Source organism: Natronoglycomyces albus, from assembly GCF_016925535.1.
Classification (GTDB): domain Bacteria; phylum Actinomycetota; class Actinomycetes; order Mycobacteriales; family Micromonosporaceae; genus Natronoglycomyces; species Natronoglycomyces albus.
The window spans coordinates 1-24403 of sequence record NZ_CP070496.1 but is presented as its reverse complement, the minus strand read 5'-3'; the positions used below and the strand labels follow the sequence as shown (position 1 = coordinate 24403).

General features: G+C 60.9%; 17 protein-coding genes, 2 tRNA genes and 1 pseudogene. 4 read left to right on the top strand and 16 right to left on the bottom strand.

Features of this window, described 5'->3' with window-relative positions:
* The first annotated feature begins 388 nt into the window (after positions 1 to 388).
* Complete coding sequence (locus JQS30_RS17460) at positions 389 to 511, top strand: hypothetical protein (RefSeq protein ID WP_281398477.1); 123 nt, start codon at positions 389 to 391, stop codon at positions 509 to 511.
* A gap of 42 nt (positions 512 to 553) precedes the next feature.
* Here the strand turns inward: JQS30_RS17460 and JQS30_RS00095 are convergent, their stop codons facing one another.
* Positions 554 to 883, bottom strand: a complete 330-nt coding sequence (locus JQS30_RS00095; RefSeq protein ID WP_213171393.1) for a DUF3467 domain-containing protein — start codon at positions 881 to 883, stop codon at positions 554 to 556.
* Positions 884 to 938: 55 nt separating this feature from the next.
* A complete protein-coding gene (locus tag JQS30_RS00090) occupies positions 939 to 1454 on the bottom strand; it encodes a GNAT family N-acetyltransferase (RefSeq protein ID WP_213171392.1) in 516 nt (171 codons plus the stop codon).
* 1116 nt (positions 1455 to 2570) lie between these two features.
* On the opposite strand from JQS30_RS00090, the gene JQS30_RS00085 reads away from it, so the two are divergent.
* A complete protein-coding gene (locus JQS30_RS00085) occupies positions 2571 to 3641 on the top strand; it encodes a PP2C family protein-serine/threonine phosphatase (RefSeq protein ID WP_213171391.1) in 1071 nt (356 codons plus the stop codon).
* Between the two features lie 1770 nt (positions 3642 to 5411).
* Here JQS30_RS00085 and JQS30_RS00080 read toward each other — a convergent pair.
* Positions 5412 to 5771, bottom strand: a complete 360-nt coding sequence (locus JQS30_RS00080; RefSeq protein ID WP_213171390.1) for a YciI family protein — start codon at positions 5769 to 5771, stop codon at positions 5412 to 5414.
* A 307-nt stretch (positions 5772 to 6078) separates the two neighbouring features.
* Here JQS30_RS00080 and JQS30_RS00075 point away from each other — a divergent pair, with 307 nt between their 5' ends.
* Positions 6079 to 6693, top strand: a complete 615-nt coding sequence (locus JQS30_RS00075) for a hypothetical protein (protein ID WP_213171389.1) — start codon at positions 6079 to 6081, stop codon at positions 6691 to 6693.
* 225 nt (positions 6694 to 6918) lie between these two features.
* On the opposite strand, the gene JQS30_RS00070 is transcribed toward JQS30_RS00075, so the two are convergent.
* The 4 genes and pseudogenes from JQS30_RS00070 to JQS30_RS00055 all read right to left on the bottom strand — a co-directional run bounded on the left by JQS30_RS00070 (position 6919) and on the right by JQS30_RS00055 (position 9270).
* Positions 6919 to 6991, bottom strand: a tRNA-Ala gene (locus JQS30_RS00070).
* Positions 6992 to 7179: 188 nt separating this feature from the next.
* Positions 7180 to 7308 (bottom strand): annotated as a pseudogene (locus tag JQS30_RS17605) (DLW-39 family protein); the annotation flags it as partial.
* A 203-nt stretch (positions 7309 to 7511) separates the two neighbouring features.
* Entirely contained in the window at positions 7512 to 8243 is a 732-nt protein-coding gene (locus tag JQS30_RS00060) for an alpha/beta fold hydrolase (protein WP_213171387.1), read from the bottom strand.
* A 58-nt stretch (positions 8244 to 8301) separates the two neighbouring features.
* Positions 8302 to 9270, bottom strand: a complete 969-nt coding sequence (locus JQS30_RS00055) for a helix-turn-helix domain-containing protein (protein ID WP_213171386.1) — start codon at positions 9268 to 9270, stop codon at positions 8302 to 8304.
* A gap of 70 nt (positions 9271 to 9340) precedes the next feature.
* Between JQS30_RS00055 and JQS30_RS00050 the strand changes: the two genes are divergently transcribed.
* Positions 9341 to 10534: an MFS transporter gene (locus JQS30_RS00050; RefSeq protein ID WP_213171385.1), complete on the top strand. Its 1194-nt coding sequence runs from the start codon at positions 9341 to 9343 to the stop codon at positions 10532 to 10534.
* A 365-nt stretch (positions 10535 to 10899) separates the two neighbouring features.
* Here JQS30_RS00050 and JQS30_RS00045 read toward each other — a convergent pair.
* The 9 genes from JQS30_RS00045 to dnaA all read right to left on the bottom strand — a co-directional run bounded on the left by JQS30_RS00045 (position 10900) and on the right by dnaA (position 24403).
* Positions 10900 to 10976, bottom strand: a tRNA-Ile gene (locus JQS30_RS00045).
* A 479-nt stretch (positions 10977 to 11455) separates the two neighbouring features.
* Positions 11456 to 12301, bottom strand: coding sequence for a DUF3566 domain-containing protein (locus tag JQS30_RS00040; RefSeq protein WP_246497973.1), 846 nt, complete (start codon positions 12299 to 12301; stop codon positions 11456 to 11458).
* Positions 12302 to 12310: 9 nt separating this feature from the next.
* Positions 12311 to 14809: a DNA gyrase subunit A gene (gene gyrA / locus JQS30_RS00035; protein WP_246497972.1), complete on the bottom strand. Its 2499-nt coding sequence runs from the start codon at positions 14807 to 14809 to the stop codon at positions 12311 to 12313.
* 307 nt (positions 14810 to 15116) lie between these two features.
* Complete coding sequence (gene gyrB / locus JQS30_RS00030; protein ID WP_246497971.1) at positions 15117 to 17075, bottom strand: DNA topoisomerase (ATP-hydrolyzing) subunit B; 1959 nt, start codon at positions 17073 to 17075, stop codon at positions 15117 to 15119.
* A gap of 453 nt (positions 17076 to 17528) precedes the next feature.
* A complete protein-coding gene (locus JQS30_RS00025; protein ID WP_246497970.1) occupies positions 17529 to 18068 on the bottom strand; it encodes a DciA family protein in 540 nt (179 codons plus the stop codon).
* Positions 18061 to 19215, bottom strand: a complete 1155-nt coding sequence (gene recF, locus JQS30_RS00020) for a DNA replication/repair protein RecF (RefSeq protein ID WP_213171383.1) — start codon at positions 19213 to 19215, stop codon at positions 18061 to 18063. Before recF ends, JQS30_RS00025 begins: the two co-directional genes overlap by 8 nt.
* A gap of 10 nt (positions 19216 to 19225) precedes the next feature.
* Positions 19226 to 20101 (bottom strand): phosphogluconate dehydrogenase (NAD(+)-dependent, decarboxylating), encoded by an 876-nt coding sequence (gene gnd / locus JQS30_RS00015; RefSeq protein WP_213171382.1) that lies wholly within the window; start codon positions 20099 to 20101, stop codon positions 19226 to 19228.
* A gap of 222 nt (positions 20102 to 20323) precedes the next feature.
* The gene (dnaN, locus tag JQS30_RS00010; RefSeq protein WP_213171381.1) at positions 20324 to 21466 is read right to left on the bottom strand and encodes a DNA polymerase III subunit beta; all 1143 of its coding nucleotides are present in this window, start codon (positions 21464 to 21466) and stop codon (positions 20324 to 20326) included.
* A 720-nt stretch (positions 21467 to 22186) separates the two neighbouring features.
* Complete coding sequence (gene dnaA, locus JQS30_RS00005; RefSeq protein WP_281398472.1) at positions 22187 to 24403, bottom strand: chromosomal replication initiator protein DnaA; 2217 nt, start codon at positions 24401 to 24403, stop codon at positions 22187 to 22189.

Sequence of the window (24403 nt, the reverse complement as noted above, 5' to 3'; positions counted from 1 at the left end):
GGCCAGGCGAGCAGGGCCGATCAGATTCGGCCAAGAGGAGTCAGCCCACCAGCGACAAAGACCTAGCTACACAGGACGGTCGACACGCGGCAGTAGTCGAGGTGACGCCTGCGTGTTAGCCACTGGTTAATTACAGAAAAGGTCATCACTTTATAGAATACGAAGTGTCGAGGCTGTTGACATTAGTTCGTGAGCCATTACACGGGTCGCATCCGGTGAATGCCAGGTGACACCGAAGTGGGCAGGTGCTGCCGTCACCGGCAGAACGGCTGAGGCTAGTACCAATCCTGATTCAGGGCATGGATGGCTGATCGGCGAAGCAGTAGCGTCGATAGGTTTCACGTGAAACATTACGGCGGCGGTACGGGCTGTGGCATCGTCCTCGCACATGAAAGCGGTGCGGCCCCGCCTGCTTGACGGGGACCGCACCGCGCGGTTGAAAAGAGCCTCTCGGGCGGGCGGCCAGGTTGTCTTCACCACTGAGCGCGATGAGGTCGAGTTTGGGCTATAGACCCGGCTGCCCGGTTAGCGCCAAAGAGTGGCCTCGGGTCGTCTACTCGGCAGGCGGGCGGGAGCCGCGACCCGTTTCCTTTTCCCACGCGCTGAGCTGCTGCTCCAGCGCCTTCATTAGTTCGAAGACCTGCGAGGGAGGGATCTTCACTCGGGAGACCACCTTGGCTCGTTGCTTCATAACCGTGTTCTCGGTGTTGGGGTCCGAGATTGGCTGGGCTGGGCCCGTCAGGGTCGCAAAGTCCAGGGTAAAGCTGTCCGGGTCGTGCCAGATGGCGACGAAGTTCGCGTACTTGCCAGTCTCGATCTCGGCGGGGGTGTCGATGGATACTCGGCGTTCGGGTTTCCTCGGTGAGGGAGATGATGACGTCATCTTTCCGAGCCTAGTCGAGCAAGTGGGAAGACCACGAGACTTCCGCGCGAGGAAATCAGCTTTCGACGGCCATGTGCTCCGCGTCAACTCGTGCGACGAAGTCAGGGTGGCCGCTGACATCCTTCCCCAGAAAGGTGGCCTGTGGGAAAGCCGCATAGAACCCAAATGGGGTCTGTGGCCCATAGCCCAGGTTCTCATAGAGTGCAATGGCCTCCGGCTGCTCGGGTCCCGTGTTGAGAATGACGCGACTCATGCCGTTGGCGGCGGCGTCGGCTTCGATGGCGGCCACAATGCGCCGAGCCAAACCCATCCGGCGGGCTGGCTCGCGAACAAACACCCGCTTCATTTCGGCCTGGTTGGAACCATGGGCACGCCATCCGCCGCACCCGAGAGCCTCGCCGTCGCGGTAGACAACGAAGAACTTGCCATTGGGCGGGTCGAAGTCATCGTGCTCGATGACGGCCTCATCGCCGTTGCTGTCGTACCTGCGTGCGTACTCGGCCTGCACTTCGGCACACAATTCTTGCGCGATGGGGCTGCGGAATTTCTCCGCGACGATCTCGACATTCACGCATTAACTGTGGCACGAGCCGCGTGCGTCATCAACCCAAATAGTGGTCGGTCTATCAGGCGCCCACATGGGTCACCGGCACACACCCCCTCACCGGCCGAACGGACATTCAAAGTCAGACGAACGGACCTAATCTCCCCCAAAGAGGCCGTGCGCGAGTACCTTTCACGGGATCCAGCCTCTTCATTCATGGTCAGCTATAGAATTCAAGCGTGTGACCCAAGGCATGAGAGAGGAGGGATCTACGCAGTCGCCACGACCGGGCACTCGCCGGGTGCTCACCATAAGGCGGAAACCGGCGATTGCTTTGCTTAGCTTGGAATCGCTGCTAAGTCGGGTCCGACAACGCCACCCAGCAGGTCGTAGGTGTTGGTGGCGCGGCTACGCCAAGCTTGCGAACCCAGCCCTGATTGAACTTCACCGGTTGACAATGAGCTCCAGTGACGCTTGCGGACAGCGGGGAGGGGCCCTAATGCGCCAGCAAGTACCGGTGAGCCTCTGAACAGCGACATTAGTCGGTGCTCGTTGGTTCACAATCGGCCACGATGCTTCATATACATTCGGGCGAGGTGACACAGGAGAGCGGTGTGAGGAAGGGCCGTGATGTCCCAATGCGGTCGCTAACCCATAGTCGAGTCGGAGACAGGCCGAAAGTACTGGAAGTATCGGGTACGGGCGCTTATCTTCGCGCGCACGCCGAAGTTGTGCCCTTGCGTCGGTGGAGAGGCGGGCCGACCATGGGCTCCTCAGACTCGGACAGGGCTAGGCAACTGGGCGTTTTGCCTCAGACGACCCCGGCGTTGGCCATCGAGCGCGATACGTGCTTGAGTTGCGACACTACAGTTACATGGCATCCATCAACATCAATGGCGAAACAGCCTCAACACTGCTAACAGATCCGAACCGATACATCTACGTCGAAACACCGAGCTATAACCCGCCTTTTAGGCCTCCGCCGCGAAGGTGGGCCATCCACATGGCTAACGTCCGCCTCTCGCGGTCTATGACCCATGAGGCGACTGCCATAATTTAGTCGCCCACCACCGGCCGGTACGGGCGCAAATGCCAACGGCCGACCGGATAACCCAAGTAGACGAGCCAAGAGCCAGGTAAAAGATGGAACTACATCCGCGCGGATCGGACTGGTCCGCACCAGCCGTGCGCTATGCCTTCGCGGCAGCTTTCGCGCTGTTGATGCTGGCTATCGCGGTATCCATCTGGGAAAACATCGAGCACAGCATCATCGGGCTGATGGCCCTGCCTCCACTGGCCGCGGCCGCGTTTCTCGCCTGGCCCTGGATTCTCAGCATCGGTATCGTCGCGCTGCTGCTGGGGATCACCTATCACATGGTCGCCAGCGGCAGTGAGGTTGCCGACACCTCCGGCAACGCGATGCAGCTGGTGGTGGTGTTCATCGCCGTCCTGATCGCGGTGGCCATAGCCGCCCTGCGCGAGCGAGAAACCAAACGCATTCAGCAGCTGACGCGGTTGGCCTCAGTTACTCAACAGGCGATCTTGCGCCCGCTGGCACCGCGCATCGGGCCATTCAATATCGCGGCCCGCTACGTTTCTTCGGGCTCCCATACCGAAATCGGCGGTGACCTGTACGAAGTAGCCGACACTGACTATGGGCAGCGCGTCATTATCGGTGACGTACGTGGCAAGGGACTTTCGGCGATCCGCCTGACATCGACGGTGCTAGGGGCGTTCCGTTACGTAGCCTATGAGCGCGCAGACTACCGCAATATGGTCAAAGACCTCGACCAGGCGGTCACTCGTGGTGGCGGTGAGGAAGACTTTGTGACCGTGGCGCTATTGGAACAGCGCGGTGGAACGTTGCAGATCATCAATTGTGGCCACCCATCGCCCATGTTGTTGCGGCAAGGCAAGGTCTCGTATTTGAAGAACGAGACGATGGCGCCTCCGCTGGGCCTCATGCCAACCGTGACCGTTCGCACTGAGCGACTTGAACCTGGCGACCGGATCTTGCTCTACACCGATGGGCTTTCGGAGGCTCGTCGCGACGGCGAGTTCTTCCCCATCGACAAGCGTGCGGCCAAGTTGCTAGGCCACGGGTCAGTCAGCGACGGCCTCGCTTCGCTGGAAACGGCCTTGCGCCGCTGGGTCTACGGGCCGCTTAGCGATGATATTGCCTTGGTCTTGCTGGAGTATTCCCCGCGTTCGTAGCCGGGGGACCAACTGCCTCCATCTCCTGCGTCATATAGATCTCGGTGCTGCCATGGTGGGTGGACGCCCGGCCTGGAGCGACACTTCGACGGCAGATCAGGGCCGCTACCTTGCTCAACTGGGCGGGCGGACGTGATCGCCGTCGATGTCGACCAGTGTAGGCGGATCTGGGGGATACCCGCCCCACTAGGCTGCGCAAGCTCACGACATACAGGATGGTCTGGCTGATGCGTATCGGATTGGTGGGCATGGTGGTTGTCCTCCCCGTGTACGCCGGGCCGAGTCGGCGTACCTGTGGTCCCGGCGCGACGGTGGTGCTGGTCTGAACCTCGCCAGAGCCGGTGTTTAACTCCGCGGCGACCATTGCGTCATCCAGAACAGACCGTCGCTGCTCGCTCGTCCACGCCTGGTGTGGTCGTAGATGTGTGCTGACGCCGCCTGGTTCATTGACGTTCGTCAACGCGCGAGTGTCGTTGCTATGTCGTTGTGGAATGTCGCGGTAATGAAGGCTGGTTCTACATGGCTAACGGGCGGAAACGTGAAAAGTTATGTTCGAGTGCGCCTAAATTGTTCGACGGTTTCGCCGTATCGCTTGCAACGGCCTCGTTGCGGCCCCTCAACCCCCTGGTTAGCCGGTACGGTGCGAAAGGCGGGGGAGCATGATGTCAATCAATTGACAGCCGTGGAGGTTGGCCGCGCGGCCACCACAACGCGAAGGTGCCTGAGGCGACTGTGGTTGGCTGCGCATGGCAGCTCGGTGGGCCGGACGCTACTGGTCAGGCCGTCGTTAACGTTCGGCCCCTACCGCACTTGGGCAACCTGTCTGTCAACCAATAGCGGTACCGCCAAGACGCAATGTCATACCAGGGAGGGAAAACAAGATCATCCTCCGAGCCGACGACAGCAGCCTTCAAACTCCATAACGTTAGTTCATGGATAGGAACCGGAAACGCAAACTCATCACCATGGCCGCCGTAGGTTTGATTTCGCTGCCCACCGCAACCCACCGCCTGCCCGAATCTGACGGCCATGCCGATCCGCCACCGCCCTGTGAACGGTTCGGGGTGGAAGTCAACCGAAGCTGTGGTCACAAAGTGTGGAGATCACCCACTCTCACAGAATGATCTATTCAACTTTGGACGCTGAACTGGCAACCGTGCGCCCCACTTAAGGCGCCTATAAGACAAGCACGCACCGCAAGGACAAACATCGAACACCACGCGGTGCTGTAGCCAATGGATCGAGCCCAGTCTGGCTACGGGGCATGAGTGGCTTGACCGGTGAGGACTAGGCCCTACAGATCCACATGAGACTTTGTGACTCGCCAGAGTCACTACCAGAAAAGGAAACCAGCCAGTGGGCCCCGGCACAGGCCGGGGCCCACCCACAATCAGCTAGCAATATGCAGAGCGGACGACGAAGTTCTCAGAGCCAACTAGGCGTTCGCGGCCTTCGACAAAGGTTGGAGTAAGGGGTCACCGCGTGAAAGGACCATGTCCACAGCCTCGCGCACTGGGACAGATCCCGGTCGCGCCCATCGAGAACCCTCATGTCCTTGCAACGCACCATGGTGGTGCGGACCGTGGCCACAAGGCCACCCTGAGAAGTGCGGTTTCCCTGACAATGCGGTTCAGGCGATGACGTCACGCCCTCCAGCGCCGCCATAACGATAGTTTCACCCGTGTGCGTGGCTAGCCGACTACAACAGACTCACTAGCCACGGACGGAAGAGAAACGGGAGGACGGCCAACTCAATGTTCAAAACGCTGGTTACTCGCCGCCCATGGGACGAACTTCAATCTCGCGCGAGCACGCACGCGAAGCTTCCGCCGCAAGATTAAGTGCCTCATCGAGGTCGGCGGCCTCGATGATCCAGAAGCCATTGATGTACTCGGTCAATTCCGCATAAGGTCCATCGGTGATCATCGGAGCGGGACCGCGATTATCAACCACGGTGCTGGCCGACGCCGAGCCCATACCGTTGGCGTAGATGAGACGGCCCTGACGCTCCAGCTTGGCGTTGAAGAGACCGGTCGCCTTCATTTGGGCTTCGTACTCCTCAGCGGAGGAATACGTGCCGAATTGGCCTGCTTCGCTGGGCCCCCAGACCATCATGGCGTAGTGCGCCATCTTCGCCCCCTTTGCCCGAACGGCACCCATCGCGTTGGCAACGCATCAGATTCAGCGTATGCGACATTTCAGCGGCATTTCTAGGCTTCAACCGCAAGAGGAGCGATACGACCGCCACGTCAGACGATTCCACCCTCATAACCGCGTCCGCCACTGTGGAGAACTCACAGGTGATTCGGGCCTCGACTGGGCTTCCGTGACGGGCTCGTCTGATGGAATTCGCCGTTGGCTGCGCAAAGTCATGTACCTACGGTTGACCTCTCGATAAGCTGAGACGGCGGCGATGGCGCCGCGTAGGAGGCCAAAGATGATCGGGCGCCACTGGTTCAGTCGATTCGAGTCCTTCTATGTGCAAGGGGTGAAGTCCGGGGCACTCATCCGCCATTGGAGCCCTAGCGGATTGAGAAGCCTGATCGCTTTTAGCCCCGCACCGGGCACTTTGGTGGCCAATGAGCAGGAGACGTGGTACGAATCCGACATCTTGGCATGGACTAAGTTTCGCTACCGAACGCACGGAGACAACAGCGAAATTGAGGTCAGGCGCGATCCGCTACTGCACCAAAACTGTGTTCCCGGGTACACCGAGATTCTGCTCGTCGAGCGTCTACTCGCCTCGGGAGAGGACTGTGCTGAGTTTTCCGTGCTTTTCGAATCCGAGCTTGGGCACCCGCTCCACTCCGCAACTCTCACCAAGACGGGCCGCGCCGCTGCGGCGCGGCCCTCAAAACACCTCGATCCCAAAGACATCACCATCGAGCTAGCTGTGGACGGAACCACAACCAATCGCCACCATGCGCGGTCCGGGGTCGTCATCAGTTCGGACTGGGGTGGTGCGCGCTCCTACTTGGCGCCGGACTTCGACTCAGCGTGCAGCGGACTCCCCACACAGGTGCGCCAGGTACTCCAGGAATTCACACCATAGAACCAGCGTCCTTGGCATGCCGTTGGTGGGCCGGATACAGGCAACCTTGAGAGGGCAAGGCGACAAGCCGATCACAACGATGAGGATATGACTTGGCTGGGTCGGTGAGCGAAGGCATAGCGCCCACAGCACCGTTTCCTGTGTGCAGAATGAGTATTCGAGGATGAATGGTCAAACGCAAAGAGAAAGGTGTTACCGCTTGAACTGCGGTAACACCCTGGTTTGTGGAGCCAAGGAGAATCGAACTCCTAACCTCCGCCTTGCAAAAGCGGCGCTCTGCCAATTGAGCTATGGCCCCGTGGTGTCGATGAAGACATCGCGCGTTCGCGGAATGCCTCACGACGCACCAGTATCCTCGCCGAGGACGAACGTTAGCGAGGATACCCAGTGTCTCGTGATGTCGGTAACACAGGTCTGCGTTTCCGGTGGGCTGCCCGCCAAGCCACTGGTGCTAGGACCGGTGGCAACCCGGTCGTCAAGTCTTAAACGAACGTCTTCAGCCGAGGTCGTAGCCTCGTGCCACAGAGCGCGCTCGTCGTTGACCGCCTTGACCTTTTTCGCCACAACTACTGCTACGGTCGCGACGCCGGCGGCTACAAATAGTTTCTTCCACATCGGCGCTATCCCCCTAAACGCTTTGAGATACCAAGACTCGCCAATGAATGCAACCCCAGCATACAGAAGTTCGACCCGTCATACCCAGGGGGTGTTGTCACCGATACAGAATCCCCGTACGCGGCTGATATACACCTATCGGGTGAATTAGCGCGGCGCGGTCCCACGACCGCTTAGAGCACTGTTTCCTCCAGCATCGCCCCCTAGCGCTCGCCAGCGGCCCGACTTGCGGCCCGGATGAGTTCAGTGGTCAATTCCTCGGGCTTGGACCACATCGGCCAGTGACTCGTCGGCATATCGACCCACGTGATGGGCTTGGTCAACTGCCCCAGTTCTGACACGAAGGGCTGCCCTTGCTCGATCCATTGTCTGATGCTCTGCGAGGCCATCGAGTTACACAGCACCGTCACCGGCACATCCAGCCGCTCCCGGTTGGTTAGTTCGAAGCCCTCCCGCAGCACATTGCCAGGCTGCGGCAAGGCCCGTTGCCGAAACGTTGCCAGCGCCTGCTCATCGAGACCGTCCAGACTGTTCCCATCCTCGACCAACTCCTCCCACGAGGGAAGGGGATAACTCTCGCCAGAGAACTTTGGTGCCAACGGGCTACCGTCACCAGGGCCGGTGTCGACATAGAACACACCGGCAACGGCCTCGGGGGCTCGATTCAATGCTCCATAACCGGAGAAGCCAGCCCCACTGTGCAGCACCAATAGCGCCGGTTCGGCCTCGGCCCGCAGCGCGTCCACAATCGTGTCGATGTGGTCGGAGATGTGAACCTGAGAATGATCCTCCGAAGCACTGCGCAGCCCCGGGAGCGTCACGGTGGTGACTGCGTGTCCGGCCGCACGCAGCGCGTCGGCGACCTCGTCCCAAGCCCAGGCTCCGAGCCAAAAGCCCGGAACGAGCACAAGGCGATGCGTTTTCGTGGAGTTCATAGGGTGATATTAGCGACGCGGACCGACAGAACGAGGCGCCGAATGTGCCCACCCGCAGTTAAGGCCGCTGATCGAGGCCGGAGCGGAAGGTCCGGCGGTAGGCCGACGGGGAGGTGCGCATGGCTCGGGCAAAGTGGTGGCGATACGTCACGGCCGTGTCGAACCCGACCGAGCGGGCGATGTGCTCAACTGAACTCGTGGTGGTCTCCAAGAGCGGCAGGCTGGCCTGTATGCGCTGGTGAATGACCCACTTGAACGGGCTAGTCCCGGTGGCTCGGGCAAAGTGACGTAGATAGCTACGCGGCGACATGCGAGCCTGCTCGGCCATCATCGCCACGGTGATCGTCCGGTCTAGGCTCCGCAGCGCCCAGTTCATACTGGCGGCCACGCGGTCGTCCTCGGGATCAGGGTTGACGGGGGCCTCAATGTACTGAGCCTGGCCACCCGCTCGATGCGGAGCGACAACGAGCCGCCGGGCCATAAGGTTCGCCACCTCAGCCCCATGGTCCTGACGCACTAGGTGCAGGCACAGATCCAGGCCCGCAGCGCTGCCCGCGCTGGTGAGGATGCGTCCCGAGTCGATGTAAAGGGGGTCGGGGTCGACCTCGACGAGGGGAAAGCGGCGCGCGAGCAAGTCGGTGTGGAGCCAATGCGTGGTGGCTTGTCGCCCGTCAAGCAGGCCCGCCGACGCCAAGGCAAACGCCCCACTGCAAATGGAGACCATGCGTGCGCCTTTGTCGTACGCGGCCCGCAGCGCGGAGATCACTGCGCCAGAGGCGTCGGCCTCGGGATTGGTGACGCTGGGGATGATCACCGTGTCGGCGCTTCTGAGCGTCTCCAAGGTGTGCGGGGTACGCAAAGTCGCGCCGCCGAGTACCTGAACGTCGGAGTCATCCTCAGTGCACACAGTCAGCCGGTATCGAGTCGTGGGCAGCCAGGGAACACCGAATATCTCCGTCACGATCCCTAGCTCGAAGGCGGACATGCCCTCATAGGCGAGGACGGCGACATGGTGATGGTTCGACATGTCGTAATCTTAGCGACTATTGTCTATCACGCCACTTGTGAGCACTCGCGCGTGAATTCAATATGGACACATGCGCGCCACAGTCAGCTCACCGCGACAACCCCGATCACAGCAGTCCTACGCCCCAGTGTTTCCCCTGATGCTCGCTGGCCTCGCGGCCGTGGGGGTGTCCTTCGGTTTCGCTCGCTACGGATACGGACTGTTCCTACCGAGCATCCGCGCCGATTTCGACCTATCGATCACCATGGTCGGGCTGATCGGCAGCGCTACCTACGTCGGCTACCTGGCCGCGTTGATCCTGGTAGGTGCCCTGGCTGCGCGTGTGGGGCCGCGCCTGCTGATCGCCACCGGGACAGTTGCGGCGACGATCGGAACCGCACTTGTCGGTCTCGCACCGAACGTGGGGGTACTCGCGGTCGGCCTGATCCTGGCGGGTACAAGCGCAGGATGGATCTGGGCTCCATTTTCCGACGCCGTCGACCAGATGCTCCCGATCGAACAGCGACAACGTGTCCTCGCGATCATCCCGGCCGGAACGGCCTTCGCGGTGGTGGTGGCGGGGCCACTGGCCATCCTCACCCACGGGTCCGCATGGCGATGGGCCTGGTTGGTCTTTGCCGCGGGCGCGCTCTTCGCCACCGTCTACAACCTGCGAGTCATCTGCGCTGGTGCGCCCCGGAAAAGCTCGGGCACCTTCGACTTGTACGGTCGCTGGTTGCTGCGGCCTGCGGCGGGCTTGCTGTATCTAACCGCGCTCTCGTACGGGATAGTCGGTTCTGTCTACTGGTTGTTGGCAGTCGAGGCGGTCTCTGCTGGTGCTGGGATGGGCCAACATACGGCGGCGGTGTTTTGGACCCTCACAGGCGCAGCGGGAACGGTAGCGGTATTCAGCGGGCCAATGTTTAGTCGCCTGAGTTTGGCAACGGTACAACCGCTGCTATTTCTTTGCCTGGCTACCGCGGTCGCGCTGCTCGGAATCGCTCCGGGCATGCTCTTGGCGGTGTGGACATCGGCGTTGCTGTACGGCCCTGCTTTCATGGCCGGATCGGGGTTGCTGGCCGTGTGGAGCTACCGCGTCTTCCCAGAGCGACCAACGATGGGGTTCAGCGCCACGGTGTTCTTCCTCGGCATCGGAACTATAGTCGGGCCAGCGGCGGCCGGGATGATCGTCGAACACCACGGCATGTCGACGGTGTTCTTGCTGACCGCTGCCGTCGCGGTAGCGACGTTGCTCGCGCGGCCCAGATCTTTAGCGGTCGCTTGACGAGCCTGGCCCGAGCGGCTCGGGTCCGATAGGCCGCCGTCCTGGTCGGTGCCGAAGGTCAACATGTTGACGGCCCTCACGACCCGAAGCTGTTGGCGCATCGCACCGAGCCGCCTCCCCGCGATTGTCGCCCAACGGGCCACCTTTAGGGGATCAACGCACTCACCACGTCGGTGGATGTCGCTGCGGGGTTCGACAACGTCGAGCAGAAGCCGTTCGGGCCGGTCATTACGTCGTCTGCGACCACAGGCCACACATGACATTGGTAAAGACCGGAGATCGAGGATTTCGCGGTCACCGGCTGGGAGACGACCGATACGAGGTCAGAAAAAGACCCGCTGATTGAAATCAGCGGGTCTTTTTGGTGGTGGGGCTAGATGGACTCGAACCATCGACCTCAGAGTTATCAGCTCTGCGCTCTAACCACCTGAGCTATAGCCCCAGGTTGTTCATATGCTCACCAACACCGCCACGGGAAGGTGGCGAAAGGGTGATGGAGAGTCGCTGTCGTTATAACCGGCAACGCTGAAAAATATTACCTCACCGGACCGCAGACTCCGGGGGTGGGGGTGCCTTTGGCGATCGATGCGGAAGCGGCGGGTGTTTCCACGGTCGAAGAATAGAATTGGTTCGCGAAGTTGGTGCGCGAGAAGGGGTGCTTGGCGGCGTGAGGAGCCTACAAACCGCAGGATGAGAGACTTGCTCAGGCTTCAGCCCTTAAGGTGATCCTCTCAAAAAGCCAGCCTTTGCATCAAGACCAGATGGGTCACCCGTGGACCACTTATGTCTTCACCCATGTGAGGTGGGCGATGAGAGCAAAGACATGGTTGGGGGCCACAATCCATTGGATTGTGGCCCCCAATTTAACGCTTTTGCACACTGGCCACGCTCGGCCCGATGTTCCATACCGACGGCTGGGACTTACTCGCGCTCAGCGAGCGTCACTTCAATGCCACCGACAAGGTCTGAGCACACGTTGTAGATAAACGCTCCCAGCGTCGACAGCGCCGTGAACAAGACCATGTTGACCACGCCGAGCAACGCGGCGATACCAATCACGCCTTTGGCGGTGATGCGGATACCATCGTCGTCGACTTCGGCGCTGCCCAACAGCATCGCCAACATGTCGTTAACCGTGTTGAAGACGCCCATGGCGTCCAGCGCGATATAGAGCACTGTCGTAGCCACAATGACCACGATGAACAACACCAGCGATACGGCAAAGGCAAACTTCATGACCGACCACGGGTCGACCCGCTTCAAACGCAGTCGTGCCCGGCGAGGCCCACGCCCCGCCGCCGAGGACACCGCCGCCCGCGCCGCCCGCACCGCGTCGGCCACTCGGGCCGACGAGGCCGGCTGAGCCGGAACAGCGGAAGGTTCCGTCGGAGACGCCGGGGGCGGCACCATGCCGGGCGGACGGTTGAAGGTGATGGTGTTGTCACCGTCGTCGTGCGCTCGCGAGGCTAGTCGGTCCTGGCCCGCGGGAGTGTCCCCGTAGCCCGAATCGTCGTCATTGCGTTGCGCTGCGACTTCAGTGGAGCCATAGCCCGATGAAGAATCGTCGAACGTTTGACTTTCGCCAGAACTGTCGCGCGGCGGACTCTCATAGGACGATCCGTCGTAAGAGGGGGAGTCAAACTCCGTGCCCTCAGCTGACGTCTCATGGGAATCCGTCGAAGTCGACTCAAGCGAGGAGTCGGTGGCGGATTCTGACTCATTGGCTGGCACCATATTGCCCTCAGCGTCCAGTTTCGCGTCGGTCATGTATAAGGCTCATTCCTGCGCTTCGTCCGTTTCATCCGCTTCGTCTGGCTCGTCGGCACTCACCGCCACGGCCAGCAGGGAGACACCATCGGGCAGGTCTATGAGCTTAACGCCCATCGTATTGCGCTCCGCCCGGCGTACCGGCTCGACCGGGGTGCGAATGACTCCGCCCCCAGAGGTGATCGCGAACAGCTCGTCCTCAGGCGACACTGACAGGGCCCCCACCAGGTCACCGCGCTGTTCTGTGATCTTAGCGGTCAGCACGCCACGACCGCCGCGGCCTTGCTGCGGGTAGGCGTCGACAGGAGTCCGCTTGCCAAATCCGCGGCTGGTGGCCACCAGGATTTCCATGTTATCGCGCACGACCATCATGGTCAGCAGTTCATCGTCCCCGACAAAGCGCATTCCGATGACACCAGAGGTGGCACGCCCCTGCGGGCGCAACGTCTCGTCCGAAGCCTGGAAGCGAATCGCCTGCGCCTTGCGGCTTACCAGTAGGAGATCGTCTTCGCTCTCCACCAACGAGGCACCGACGAGTTCGTCGTCGTCACGCAGTTTGATGGCAACGATACCGCCGGTGCGCGGTGAGTCGAAGTCCTCCAGGCGGCTCTTCTTGACCAGTCCTTGTTTAGTGGCCAGCACTAGGTACGGGCTCACGTCATAGGACCGGATTTGAATGACCTGGGCGATCGCCTCGTCAGGCTGGAAGGCAAGGACGTTCGCCACGTGCTGGCCACGTGCGGTGCGGCTAGCTTCGGGCAGCTCGTATGCCTTGGCCCGATAGACACGGCCCTTGTTGGTGAAGAAGAGAATCCACGAGTGCGTCGAGCACACGAAGAAGTGGCTGACGATATCGTCTTGTTTCAGGGTCGCTCCCTGCACGCCCTTACCACCACGGCGCTGCGAACGGAACGAGTCGACCTTGGTGCGCTTGACATAGCCGCCACGGGTGATGGTGACCACGACGTCTTCTTGCGCGATGAGATCTTCCATCGACACTTCGCCCTCGTCGGGAACGATGCGGGTGCGACGATCGTCGCCATACCGATCGACCACGGTGGACAATTCGTCGGCGATAATCGAACGCTGCCGCTCGGGGCGGGCCAGGATGTCGGTCAAGTCGGCGATCTTCTTCTCGATCTCGCCCAACTCGTCTTGGATCTTTTGACGTTCCAGCGCGGCGAGTCGGCGCAGCTGCATATCAAGGATCGCGGTCGCCTGGATCTCGTCGACACTGAGCAGGTTCATCAGGCCCGACTTCGATTCCTCGGCCGAGGGGGAGCGACGGATGAGGCTAATGACCTCATCGAGCATGTCGAGTGCCTTATTGAGACCGCGTAGGATATGAGCGCGTTCCTCAGCTTTACGCAGCCGGTATTTGGTGCGCCGCACGATCACTTCGACCTGGTGGGCCACGTAGTAACGCACCATCTGTGCCAGGTTCAAGGTACGTGGCACGCCGTCGACCAGCGACAACATATTGCACCCGAATGTGTCTTGTAGCTGGGTGTGCTTATAGAGGTTGTTGAGGACGACCTTCGGCACCGCGTCGCGCTTGAGCACGATCACGATGCGCATACCGGTACGTCCCGAAGACTCGTCGCGGATGTCCGCGATGCCCTCGAGCTTGCCGTCCTTGATCAAGTCAGCGATGCGCTCGGCCAGGTTATCGGGGTTGACCTGGTAGGGAAGCTCGGTGACCACGACGCAGGCGCGACCTTTCGAGTCTTCCTCGATGTCGACCACGGCACGCATCCGAACCGAACCACGCCCGGTGCGGTAGGCATCTTCAATGGCCTTGCGGCCCACGATGGTGGCACCGGTGGGGAAGTCAGGGCCGGTGATAATGCCCAGCAGCGCCTCTAGCGCCTCTTCCTCGGTGGATTCTGGGTGGTCAAGGCACCACTGGACGCCCTGGGCGACCTCGCGCAAATTGTGGGGCGGGATCTTCGTCGCCATGCCGACCGCGATGCCCTCAGAGCCATTGACCAGCAAGTTTGGAATACGGCTGGGAAGGATCGTCGGCTCGGTGGTCTTGCCGTCGTAGTTGGGCACGAAATCGACCGAATCCTCGTCGATGTCGCGCAGCATCTCCATTGCCAGCGGGTCGAGCCGGGACTCGGTGTAACGCATGGCGGCGGCCGGGTCGTTACCGGGCGAGCCAAAGTTGCCCTGCCCGTCGATGAGCGGGTAACGCAGCGACCAAGGCTGTGCCATCCGCACGAGGGTGTCGTAAATGGCCGAGTCACCGTGCGGGTGATACTGACCCATGACGTCACCGACGACACGGGAGCATTTCACGTAACCGCGGTCGGGGCGATAGCCGCCGTCGTACATTCCATAGAGGATCTTGCGGTGCACGGGCTTAAGGCCATCGCGCACGTCAGGGAGTGCTCGTCCCACGATCACGCTCATGGCGTAGTCGAGATAGGACCGCTGCATCTCCACTTCGATGCCGATGGGCTCGATGCGCCCACCTGGGCCTGGGATATCCAACTGATCTGTCACCGGTAATACGTTTCCTTGTGTCGTTGAGGCTCGTGCGCGAATCCCTATGTCGCGTGGTGGCCGGGTAGTCGACTGGGTGGACGACCCCGCCGGTGGCGGTCACAGGGAAACGGGAACGAATCTCGTTGTCTCGCCTGGTGTGAAGTCTGTTCGGTTCGTGGGAACCTTGAGCCCAATACAAGTGGTGGCCCGCAGGTCGTTCGTCGACTCACCGTTGACGGCGGGGCGGAACGCACCTTGCGCTCAGGCTCAGTGCGAGCACGTTCCCGGGTAAGCCTTGAGTTGAGCCCACCCGGGTCCAAGCTCGCTAAATGTCAAGGAATCGCACGTCCTTGGCATTTTGTTGAATGAACTTGCGGCGGGCTTCGACGTCTTCACCCATGAGAATGCTGAACAGTTCGTCTGCCCCGGCCGCCTCGTCCAGGCGAACTTGGAGCAGCTTTCGCTGAGATGGGTCCATCGTGGTGTCCCACAGCTCGGTGTAGTCCATCTCTCCGAGACCCTTGTAACGTTGGATACCGTCGTACTTGCGCGGGTCGTTCTTTCCTTGCGCAATGCCCGCCTCAATGACGCGGTCACGTTCGGCGTCGGAAAATACGTGGCTGACCTGGTCCCCCTTCTTATTCCACTTGATCTTGTAGAGCGGGGGCTGCGACATGTAGACGTGTCCCAGCTCAACCAGCGGGCGCATGAAGCGAAACAGGAGAGTCAACAGCAGCGTGTTGATGTGCTGTCCGTCGACGTCGGCGTCGCTCATCAAAATGATCTTGTGGTAGCGAAGCTTCTCAATGTCGAACTCTTCGTGAATTCCCGTTCCCAGCGCCGTGATCATCGCTTGCACCTCGTTGTTCTTCAAGATGCGGTCGATGCGGGCCTTTTCGACATTGAGGATCTTTCCACGAATCGGCATGATCGCCTGGGTACGCGGGTTTCGGCCCTGCTTGGCCGAACCACCGGCGGAGTCACCCTCGACGACGAAGATCTCGCATTCGGCCGGGTTGGTCGACTGACAGTCCGAAAGCTTACCGGGCATCGAGGATGATTCGAGCAGGCTCTTGCGGCGGGCCAGTTTCCGAGCTTGCGCGGCGGCCTTGCGGGCATTCGCCGCGGCGGCGGCCTTCTGAATGACGACCTTGGCTTCGGCCGGGTGGCGGTCAAACCAGTCGGGTAGCCACTCGTTGCACACTTTCTGCACAAAGCTGCGCACCTCAGTGTTGCCTAGCTTGGACTTCGTCTGTCCTTCGAACTGAGGTTCACGCAGCTTGACCGAGATGATCGCGGCCAGGCCCTCACGGATGTCCTCACCGGAGAGGCGATCGTTGCCCTTGAGGTATTTGCGCTCCAGCCCGTACTTGTTGATGCAGGCGGTCAACGCGGCCCGGAAGCCCTCTTCATGGGTTCCGCCCTCAACAGTGTTGATCATATTGGCGAAGGTGTAGACCGATTCACCGTATGACTCGTTCCACTGCATGGCGATCTCGACCGACATGTTCTCTTCGTCGGCGTTGAACTGCACCACCGAGTTGTGCATGGGGTGCTTGGAGTGGTTAAGGTGACGCACGAAGTCGGCAATGCCATCGTCGTATTGGAATGTCACCTCTCGGACGCCGTTGTCATCACCCTCCGAGGACCATTCCTTGCGCTCGTCGCGCAAAGTGATTCGCAGCCCTTTGTTAAGGAAGGCCGTTTCCTGGACTCGGCGGTAGATGGTCTTGAAGTCAAACGTCGTGGTCTCAAAGATCTCGCCGTCGGGCCAGAAGGTCAGCAGCGTCCCGGTCTGCTTGGTTTTCTCGCCCTTTTCGAGCGGACCGGGAACGGCGTGCTTGTAGTCCTGCCGCCAAAAATGGCCCTCCCGCTGAATCTCCACCGAAACGTGTGTCGACAATGCGTTGACGACCGAGACACCAACACCGTGCAGACCGCCGGAGACGGCATAGGACTTGCTGTCGAACTTGCCACCCGCGTGCAGCACGGTCAGGGCCACCTCGACACCGGGCTTCTTAAGCTTTGGGTGCAGGTCAACGGGGAAACCACGCCCATCGTCCTGGACGCTCAGACCGCCGTCCTCCAGGATGGTCACCGTGATTTCTGTGGCGTGACCGGCCAATGCCTCGTCGACAGAGTTGTCGACGACTTCCCACACGAGGTGGTGGAGACCGCGTTCTCCGGTGGAGCCGATGTACATACCGGGGCGTTTACGGACCGCCTCCAGACCTTCCAGGACGGTCAACGACCCAGCGCTGTAATCCTGTTCCTTAGCTGCCACCGACAACTCCTGTCTGCTGCTTGATTGGTGCGGGCAAAGAGATCATTGTAGTGATTCCTGCAAGCTTCTTTGCCTGTTTATGTAGTTTCTACCCACCTGGGACCTTTGTAGCCCATGGGTGTGACATGCGGGCATCTTTGCCGAACAACTGAGGCCATCCCAGCCCAGCAATGCGCTTCGGATGAAGTTCGCGTCCTCGGGGTGGCACCGCAGCTATCCAGTCAATCGGTGCAGGTAGGGACTGGATAGGCGGTGTATGAAGCGTCGAGCTGGGTGAGTCTCAGGTGTTCGCGGGAACCCTCCAGCAATTTTACCCGGCCGCCATCGGCAAAACCATCCGGGACGGGCTAGGTCACCCTCAGAATTTTGAGCGTGACGGCCCCTGTTCCCCCTGTGGGTGAATTTACGGGACGAGGCGCGAGCCCCCCTACGCATTTGGGGATGGAATCGTTTCTAGAACGTGTCACGGGAGATGTTGAAGCGGACCCGACGCGGACCGTTAACTCGGCCGGGCTGGGTCGGCCCCTGAATGCGCAACCGGGTCACAACTCCACGCCCCAACTCGGCGGTGAGCTTGGCATATATCTGCTTGTGGAAAAGTCGCAGCTGGGTGGCCCAAGCGGTTGACTCCGCGACGACGACCAACTCGCCATCCTTAAGGCTTTCAGGTCGACAATGATCGGCAATGTCAGACCCGACGATCTGAGCCCAGCGAGCGAATACTCCAGCGTGGGCCAGATTGGTCTGCCAGCCGTTACGACGCATCGTCTGCCCCAACAGACGCCCCAACGGCTGCGGGTCACGTTTGTCGGGCCCCGGCCCCGACCACTTCCGGCTGGCAAAGCGGCGGCGCGGAACGAAGTTGCTGCGACGCTGGCCCCATCGCGGTGGAGGCAGGGCCACATCGTCATCGGCCATACCGTCGTCAGCCCCACCACCGACCGGTTCACTGCGGTGCGAGCCACCACCGGGTCGTTCACCACGGTCAGACAACGCGAGTCACCTCCCCATCCCACACGTCGAAGCGTGCTCCTGTGAGCTTAGCGGGAACATCCTCGACCACGGCGCAGGTTATGAGAGTTTGAGGTGCGCTGGCGACCATGTCGGCCAGGTTGCGGCGACGCACCTCATCGAGTTCGGCGAAGACATCGTCCAGAATCAACACCGGGGCAATGCCGTCGCAGCGTAGTAGCTCGTAGGCTCCCAGCCGCATCGCAAGGGCTGCCGACCAGGTCTCTCCGTGACTGGCATAGCCCTTGGCGGGTAGTTCGCCGAGGTTGACCATCAGGTCGTCTCGGTGCGGGCCCACCAAAGTCGTGCCTCGATCCAGTTCACGGTCACGCCCCGCCGCCAGTGCGGCCGACATACGGGCGGCAATGAGCTCCGCGTCCACCGCGGCGCTCACCAATGGCTGCCCTTCGCCATCAAGGCTGGAGGTGTACACCAACGACGCTGGATTGCGACCATCGGCGATGGTGGCGTAGGCATTGGCCACGTGGTCGGTCAGGTCACCGAGCAACGCAAGTCGGCCGGTGAGCAGCTCAGCCCCCAACTGGGACAAATGAGCGTCCCAGGCTTCGAGGGTTCCCATTTCGCTGGCGCTGGTGCGCTTCCCACCGGTCTTTCGAGCCAAATAGGCCGTGCGCAGGAGCGTATTGCGTTGTTTGAGGACCTTCTCGTAGTCGGCGCGAACTCCGGCAAAGCGGGGGTTTCGAGCGGTGAGGAGTTCGTCGAGGAAGCGGCGGCGGTGCGAGGGCTCGCCGCGTATCAAGCTGAGATCCTCGGGGGCGAAGGCAATCGCGCGCAAGGCTCCCAAGAGGTCCCGCGGACGGGTCAAACGATGACGTCCCAACCGGGCCTGGTTGGCCTTGCCCGGGTTGATGGCGAGTTCGGCGATCAACCGGCGCTCGTCGTGGACAATTTCGGCGCGCACAATCGCCTGGTCCTTGCCTGCCCGCACAAGTGGAGCGTCGGTGGAGACACGGTGGCTGCGCAGGTTGGACAAGTAGACGAGGGATTCGACCAGGTTGGTCTTTCCGTGACCGTTGCCACCGACGAAGACGCATGGCCCTTCGGCGAGGTCTAGCCGTACCTGGGGGTAAGACCGGAAGTCGACTAGTTCGAGTTGCTTGACGTACACCGGGATCTCGTTAGCGTTCGGGGGAGTTGTGGCCGCCGAACTGATTGCGCAGCGCCTGAATGGCTTTCATGGCGGGCGCGTCGTCCTGGCGTGAGGCGAAGCGGGCGAACAGGGAGGCGGTGATGACATGGGCGGGGACACCCAGGCGCACTGCCTCGTCGACGGTCCAACGCCCTTCGCCGGAGTCCTGAGCCTTCCCCTGGAAAGCCTCCAGGCTCGGATCGGCATCCAGCGCTCGATCCAAGAGGTCAAGCAACCAAGAGCGCACGACGGTTCCCCCACGCCATGATTTGATGACCTCGGCGGGATTGTCGATGTACTCGGAAGCCTCAAGCAGTTCGTAGCCTTCCGCGTAGGCGGCCATCATGCCGTACTCGATGCCGTTGTGAATCATCTTCGCGTAGTGCCCTGCGCCGACCCCTCCAGCGTGGACGAATCCGTACCCACCCTCGGGTATGAGACTGTCGAAGATCGGCTTGAGAAACCGCACGTGCGTCTCCTCGCCACCGACCATGAGCGCATAGCCATTGTCGTATCCCCACACGCCACCGGATACGCCGGCGTCGACATATCCGATACCGCGTTTGGCCAGGACCTCGGCGTTGGCCGCGTCATCGGAGAAGCGGGAGTTGCCGCCCTCAACAACGATGTCGCCTGGCTCGAGAAGTTCGGCCAGTTCGAAGACCGTGGCGCGCGTGGGTTCTCCTGCGGGGACCATGACCCACACGACTCGCGGGGCCTCAAGTTGCTCCACCAGCGCACCGAGACTATCGACATCCGCGCCAGCGGGGTTGAGGTCGTAACCGATGACCTCGTGACCCGCGCCCTGCAAGCGGCGCTTCATGTTGCCGCCCATCTTGCCCAGACCGATCATTCCCAGCTGCATAGTTCCCCCTCATCTCAGGTTCGTCGCCGTTTCATGGTCGGGCTCTGGCCGCGTTGTGAAGAACGCGGCCAGATAAGCGTATCGCTCTTGCGGCCGGCTACTGCTGGGTCACGAAGATCCGTCGCCGAACATTCGCGCAAAGGCGAATTCCGCGCCACTGTGACACTTTTGACCTCAGCCCCTGCCTGTAGGGCAGGGGCCCGATGTGCCTGGTGGCCGGACCTAGATGTCCCACCGCAGCGGCTGCAGCATGTACAGGTACCCGCTGTAGTCGGTCTCGTCATCGTCTGACTGGGCTTCCCCGGAAAGCGCGATCGGCTTTGCGGTGTCCTTAATGGAGAAAACTGTGGTGGGTGAGGAAAGCGCCTGCAGACCTTCGATGAGGTAGCCAGGGTTAAACGCCATGCGACCTGGCTCGCCCTCGTAGAGGCAATCCATTGCCTCAGAGGCCTTCGCGTCCTCTGCCCCTCCGGCTTCGATGATGAGGCCGTCTTCGCCAAATTGCAGGCGGACCTGGCTGTTGCGGTCGGTGACCAGTGCCACGCGGCGCACAACTTCGATGAGCTCGGAAGTGCGAACACGCAGCTTGGTCGGATACGACGGCTGCACAAGTGAGCGAAGCTTGGGCAATTGGCCATCGAGGACTCGCGAGGTCGTCCTCCGACCGCCAGCGGCGAACCCGATCATGCCGACCGGCCCGTTGCTCTCCTCGGGGACGTGAATGGTGATCGGCCCGGCGAGTGCTCCCAACGAACGGGCAGCGTCAGAGAGGGCTTTGGCCGGGACGAGGACGGTCACATTGGTGTCGCTCTCGGTGGGCGACCACTCAATGTCGCGGATAGCCATGCGATAGCGGTCGGTGGCCAACAGGGCGAGGCCGGATCCGGTCATTTCCACCTGAACGCCGGTCATGGTCGGGAGAGTTTCGTCTTTGCCAGCGGCGATGGCCGTTTGCGCTACGGCATTGGCGAACACTGTCGCGTCGACAGTGCCGATGGTGCCGGGCATGGCCGGGAGGTTGGGGTAGTCCTCTAGCGGCATGGTGGGGAGCGTGAAGCGGGCGGACCCGCAGGTTAGTTCGGCGTGCGAGCCCTCGGATTGGAAGTCGACGGGCTTGTTGGGCAGCGCTTTGACAATCTCTGCCAGCAGCTTGCCCGACACCAGGGTCGATCCGGACGATTCGCCCGAGATGTCGAGGTTGATTTCGGTCGAGATCTCGTAGTCGAACCCTGAGATGGTCAGGGAGCCTTCCCCGACCGTAAGCCGGGCTCCGGCAAGGACGGGTACGGAGGGACGGGCAGGCAGGCTCTTGGCGGTCCAAGAGACGGCTTCGGCGAACACATCTCGGTCAACTTGAAACTTCATGTCACTCTCCAACTTCGTGCCTCAAGAGTAGAACGTTTCAGCTATGGCCACCCAACAGCCCCCTGGGGGTCGGTTGTCCACACCGTTACTACAAATTCTTAACTTAGATATAACTGTCGTCGTCATCATCGGTCCTGTGGAAACTGTGGAAAACAGCTGTTTTCACTGCTAGCCTGATTTTTTAGTTGTGGATGTTCGTGTGGATAAAATGTGGATAACCCCGAACTTATCCACAGTGAGATTTGCTCGCAAAGTTTTCCACATTTTATCCACAGCTTTTCCACAGCTTTTCCACAGCTTTTCCACAGGTTATCCACACCCTTTTGCACAGGCCAAACATGAAATGAAATCACGGTTCTAAGCCTTGTCCACAGGTTATCCACACTCCGTCCACAGATTTTGGCACTTTATCCACAGGTTATCCACATTTTATCCACAGGCCACAGTGGATGGAAATTATGAATGATTGTCGATAAAGGCAATAATGTGGTGAAGGCCATTGTATTTCTTTTAGTGAATCGCTTTCGCAATTGCTTATCCACAATTTCGACTCCCTGTGGATAAAGAGCCTGTGGGCAATGAATTTGCAGGTGAAAGCATATGCGGGCTTCCCGGAATTGGGACATTGAGCCGCAAAGCAGATGAAAGTAACTCACAGCTGTGGATAACCTCGTGCCCACCGCAACAGGGCCCATTTGAGCCAACCGCTTCGATGAACCTCTAGTTGCCCTGCTGTTTGAGCCGGTTGGTGAGCTCCGCGATTTGGTTGTACAGCGCCCGACGCTCCGCCATCTGCTTACGGATCTTCCGATTCGCGTGCATGACGGTCGTGTGATCACGACCCCCGAACGCCTGGCCGATCCGAGGCAGTGACAGGTCGGTCAACTCCCGGCACAAGTACATGGCCACCTGGCGGGCACTCACCAAGACCCGGGAACGTGAATTGCCCTTGAGATCGATGGCTGAGACCCCGAAGTAGTCGGCGGAGGCCTGCACGATCTGGTCAACCGTGACCTCTGGCGCTTCCCCCTCGGGGATGAAATCACGCAGCACCTCTTGGGCGAGGCTGACATCGACGGGCTTCTGATTGAGGCTGGCATAGGCCGTTACTCGGATCAGGGCACCCTCCAGCTCCCGGATCGAGTGGTGAATCTGGGAGGCGATGAACTCCAGCGCCGCAAAGGGCACCGACAGCTCGTCCTGCGCGGCCTTCTTTTGCAAGATCGCGATCCGCGTCTCCAAATCTGGGGGCTGAATGTCGGCTAGCAACCCCCACTCGAAGCGGGTCCGCAGTCGATCCTCCAGCGTTTGCAGCTGTTTGGGCGACCGGTCAGAGGAGATCACGATCTGCTTGTTCGCGTTGTGCAGCGTGTTAAACGTGTGGAAGAACTCTTCCTGGGTGCGTTCGGCACGTTCCAAGAACTGGATGTCGTCAATGAGCAAAATGTCGACGTCGCGGTATCGGCGCTGGAATGCCTGCGGACGCTTGTCGTGCAAAGAGTTGATGAAGTCGTTGGTGAACTCCTCGGTCGACACATATCGGACCACCGAGGCGTGGCCGAGCTTGTGCGAATAATGCCCGATGGCGTGCAAGAGGTGAGTCTTACCCAAACCAGAGCCCCCGTAGACGAACAACGGGTTGTAGGCCCTTGCCGGAGCTTCGGAAACGGCGACGGCGGCGGCGTGCGCGAACCGGTTCGACGATCCGATCACGAAGGTATCGAAGTTGTAGCGCGGGTTGAGGCGACTCATGCCAGCACCGACGGGATTTTCGACCTTGGTGAAGGCTGAGTGCTTGCCCCCGGAGATGGAGCCGGTTCGGTTGGGATCGGGGTCGGCCGAGGGTGGGGGAGCCACAGGTGGCTGGTGGGTGGCCGGTTGCTGGGATTGCCGGGCAGCGTCTTCAAAATCGTAGTCGCTCGCCGTTTGCGAATCCGGATGGTGGTCAGACTCGTCGGAGTTGAGCTCAGAGGCGTGAGTGCCGCCCATGGCGGCGATGGCGGCCGTGTCAAAGAGGCTGGGGGGCTGTTGGGGCTCGGTGGGGCCACCGGTGGTCATGGAGTCGTTGTCAATGCCACGGCTGCGGTGACCAAAGGACTCGTCGGCATCGGCGAAAGCGTCCCTGCCATTTTGACGGGCCTCGTATGCGCCATGGGTGGTACCGCTGGTGTCGGGTTGCCGATACTCCGCAGAAGTGCGGCGCTCGCTCTCATGGCGGGGTGCGGGCAGTTCCCCTGGCAAGGGACGTTCGGCGGTGGTCGCGGGCGGGGACACAGGCGGCAGTGATCCGCGTTCCCGGTGGCTCGGATCGCTGGGGGCCGGTGAGGACGGTGCCTCCGAGGCAGGTTCACGATATGGCCCTGCCCCAGCCTCAGACGACACTCTATTAATAGGTGCCTCATCGGCCGGTGTCTCGTGGGCGAGATCCTCGCTCACCGGTGAGCTGCCGAGCGGCTCGCCTCCCTGGAGCGGAATCGAAGCAGCCGCTGGCTGACCAGCGTTTAGGTCCTCCTCGGCCGCCGGCTGCGTAGCGGCGGGACTGACTGGGGCCGCCGACAGCTGAGAACCCGTGGACGCTGTGGTGCCACTCGAATCGTTATTGGGCGGCGGCGAACTGGGAGAAGGGCTTTGGGCGGGAACATTCACAGGGGCGGTGAAACCCGCAGAGGCAGGAGCATTGGTCGACTTTTGCACGGTCACGGCGATTTGGGCCGGTCTTCCGACGCGGCGAGAGATCGCGTCGTTGAGAGTGTTACGCAGCTTGGTCTCAAACGCCTGACGCGCGAACTTGTCGGGGGCGGCGATAATGAAGGTATCGTCGATCAGCACGACCGGCTGAGTCAGGCGTACCCACGCCTGCTGTTGTCGCGTCAATGACGACTCCGCCAAGTCTGCGGTGACATGGGTCCACACACTGGCCAGATCCAAATCAGTCAC

Coding starts and splice junctions, on each gene's coding strand:
- JQS30_RS17460 (WP_281398477.1), top strand. CDS start 389: ATGAAAGCGGTGCGGCCCCGCCTGCTTGACGGGGACCGCACCGCGCGG.
- JQS30_RS00095 (WP_213171393.1), bottom strand. CDS start 883: ATGACGTCATCATCTCCCTCACCGAGGAAACCCGAACGCCGAGTATCC.
- JQS30_RS00085 (WP_213171391.1), top strand. CDS start 2,571: ATGGAACTACATCCGCGCGGATCGGACTGGTCCGCACCAGCCGTGCGC.
- JQS30_RS00080 (WP_213171390.1), bottom strand. CDS start 5,771: ATGGCGCACTACGCCATGATGGTCTGGGGGCCCAGCGAAGCAGGCCAA.
- JQS30_RS00075 (WP_213171389.1), top strand. CDS start 6,079: ATGATCGGGCGCCACTGGTTCAGTCGATTCGAGTCCTTCTATGTGCAA.
- JQS30_RS00060 (WP_213171387.1), bottom strand. CDS start 8,243: ATGAACTCCACGAAAACGCATCGCCTTGTGCTCGTTCCGGGCTTTTGG.
- JQS30_RS00055 (WP_213171386.1), bottom strand. CDS start 9,270: ATGTCGAACCATCACCATGTCGCCGTCCTCGCCTATGAGGGCATGTCC.
- JQS30_RS00050 (WP_213171385.1), top strand. CDS start 9,341: ATGCGCGCCACAGTCAGCTCACCGCGACAACCCCGATCACAGCAGTCC.
- JQS30_RS00040 (WP_246497973.1), bottom strand. CDS start 12,301: ATGACCGACGCGAAACTGGACGCTGAGGGCAATATGGTGCCAGCCAAT.
- gnd (WP_213171382.1), bottom strand. CDS start 20,101: ATGCAGCTGGGAATGATCGGTCTGGGCAAGATGGGCGGCAACATGAAG.
- dnaN (WP_213171381.1), bottom strand. CDS start 21,466: ATGAAGTTTCAAGTTGACCGAGATGTGTTCGCCGAAGCCGTCTCTTGG.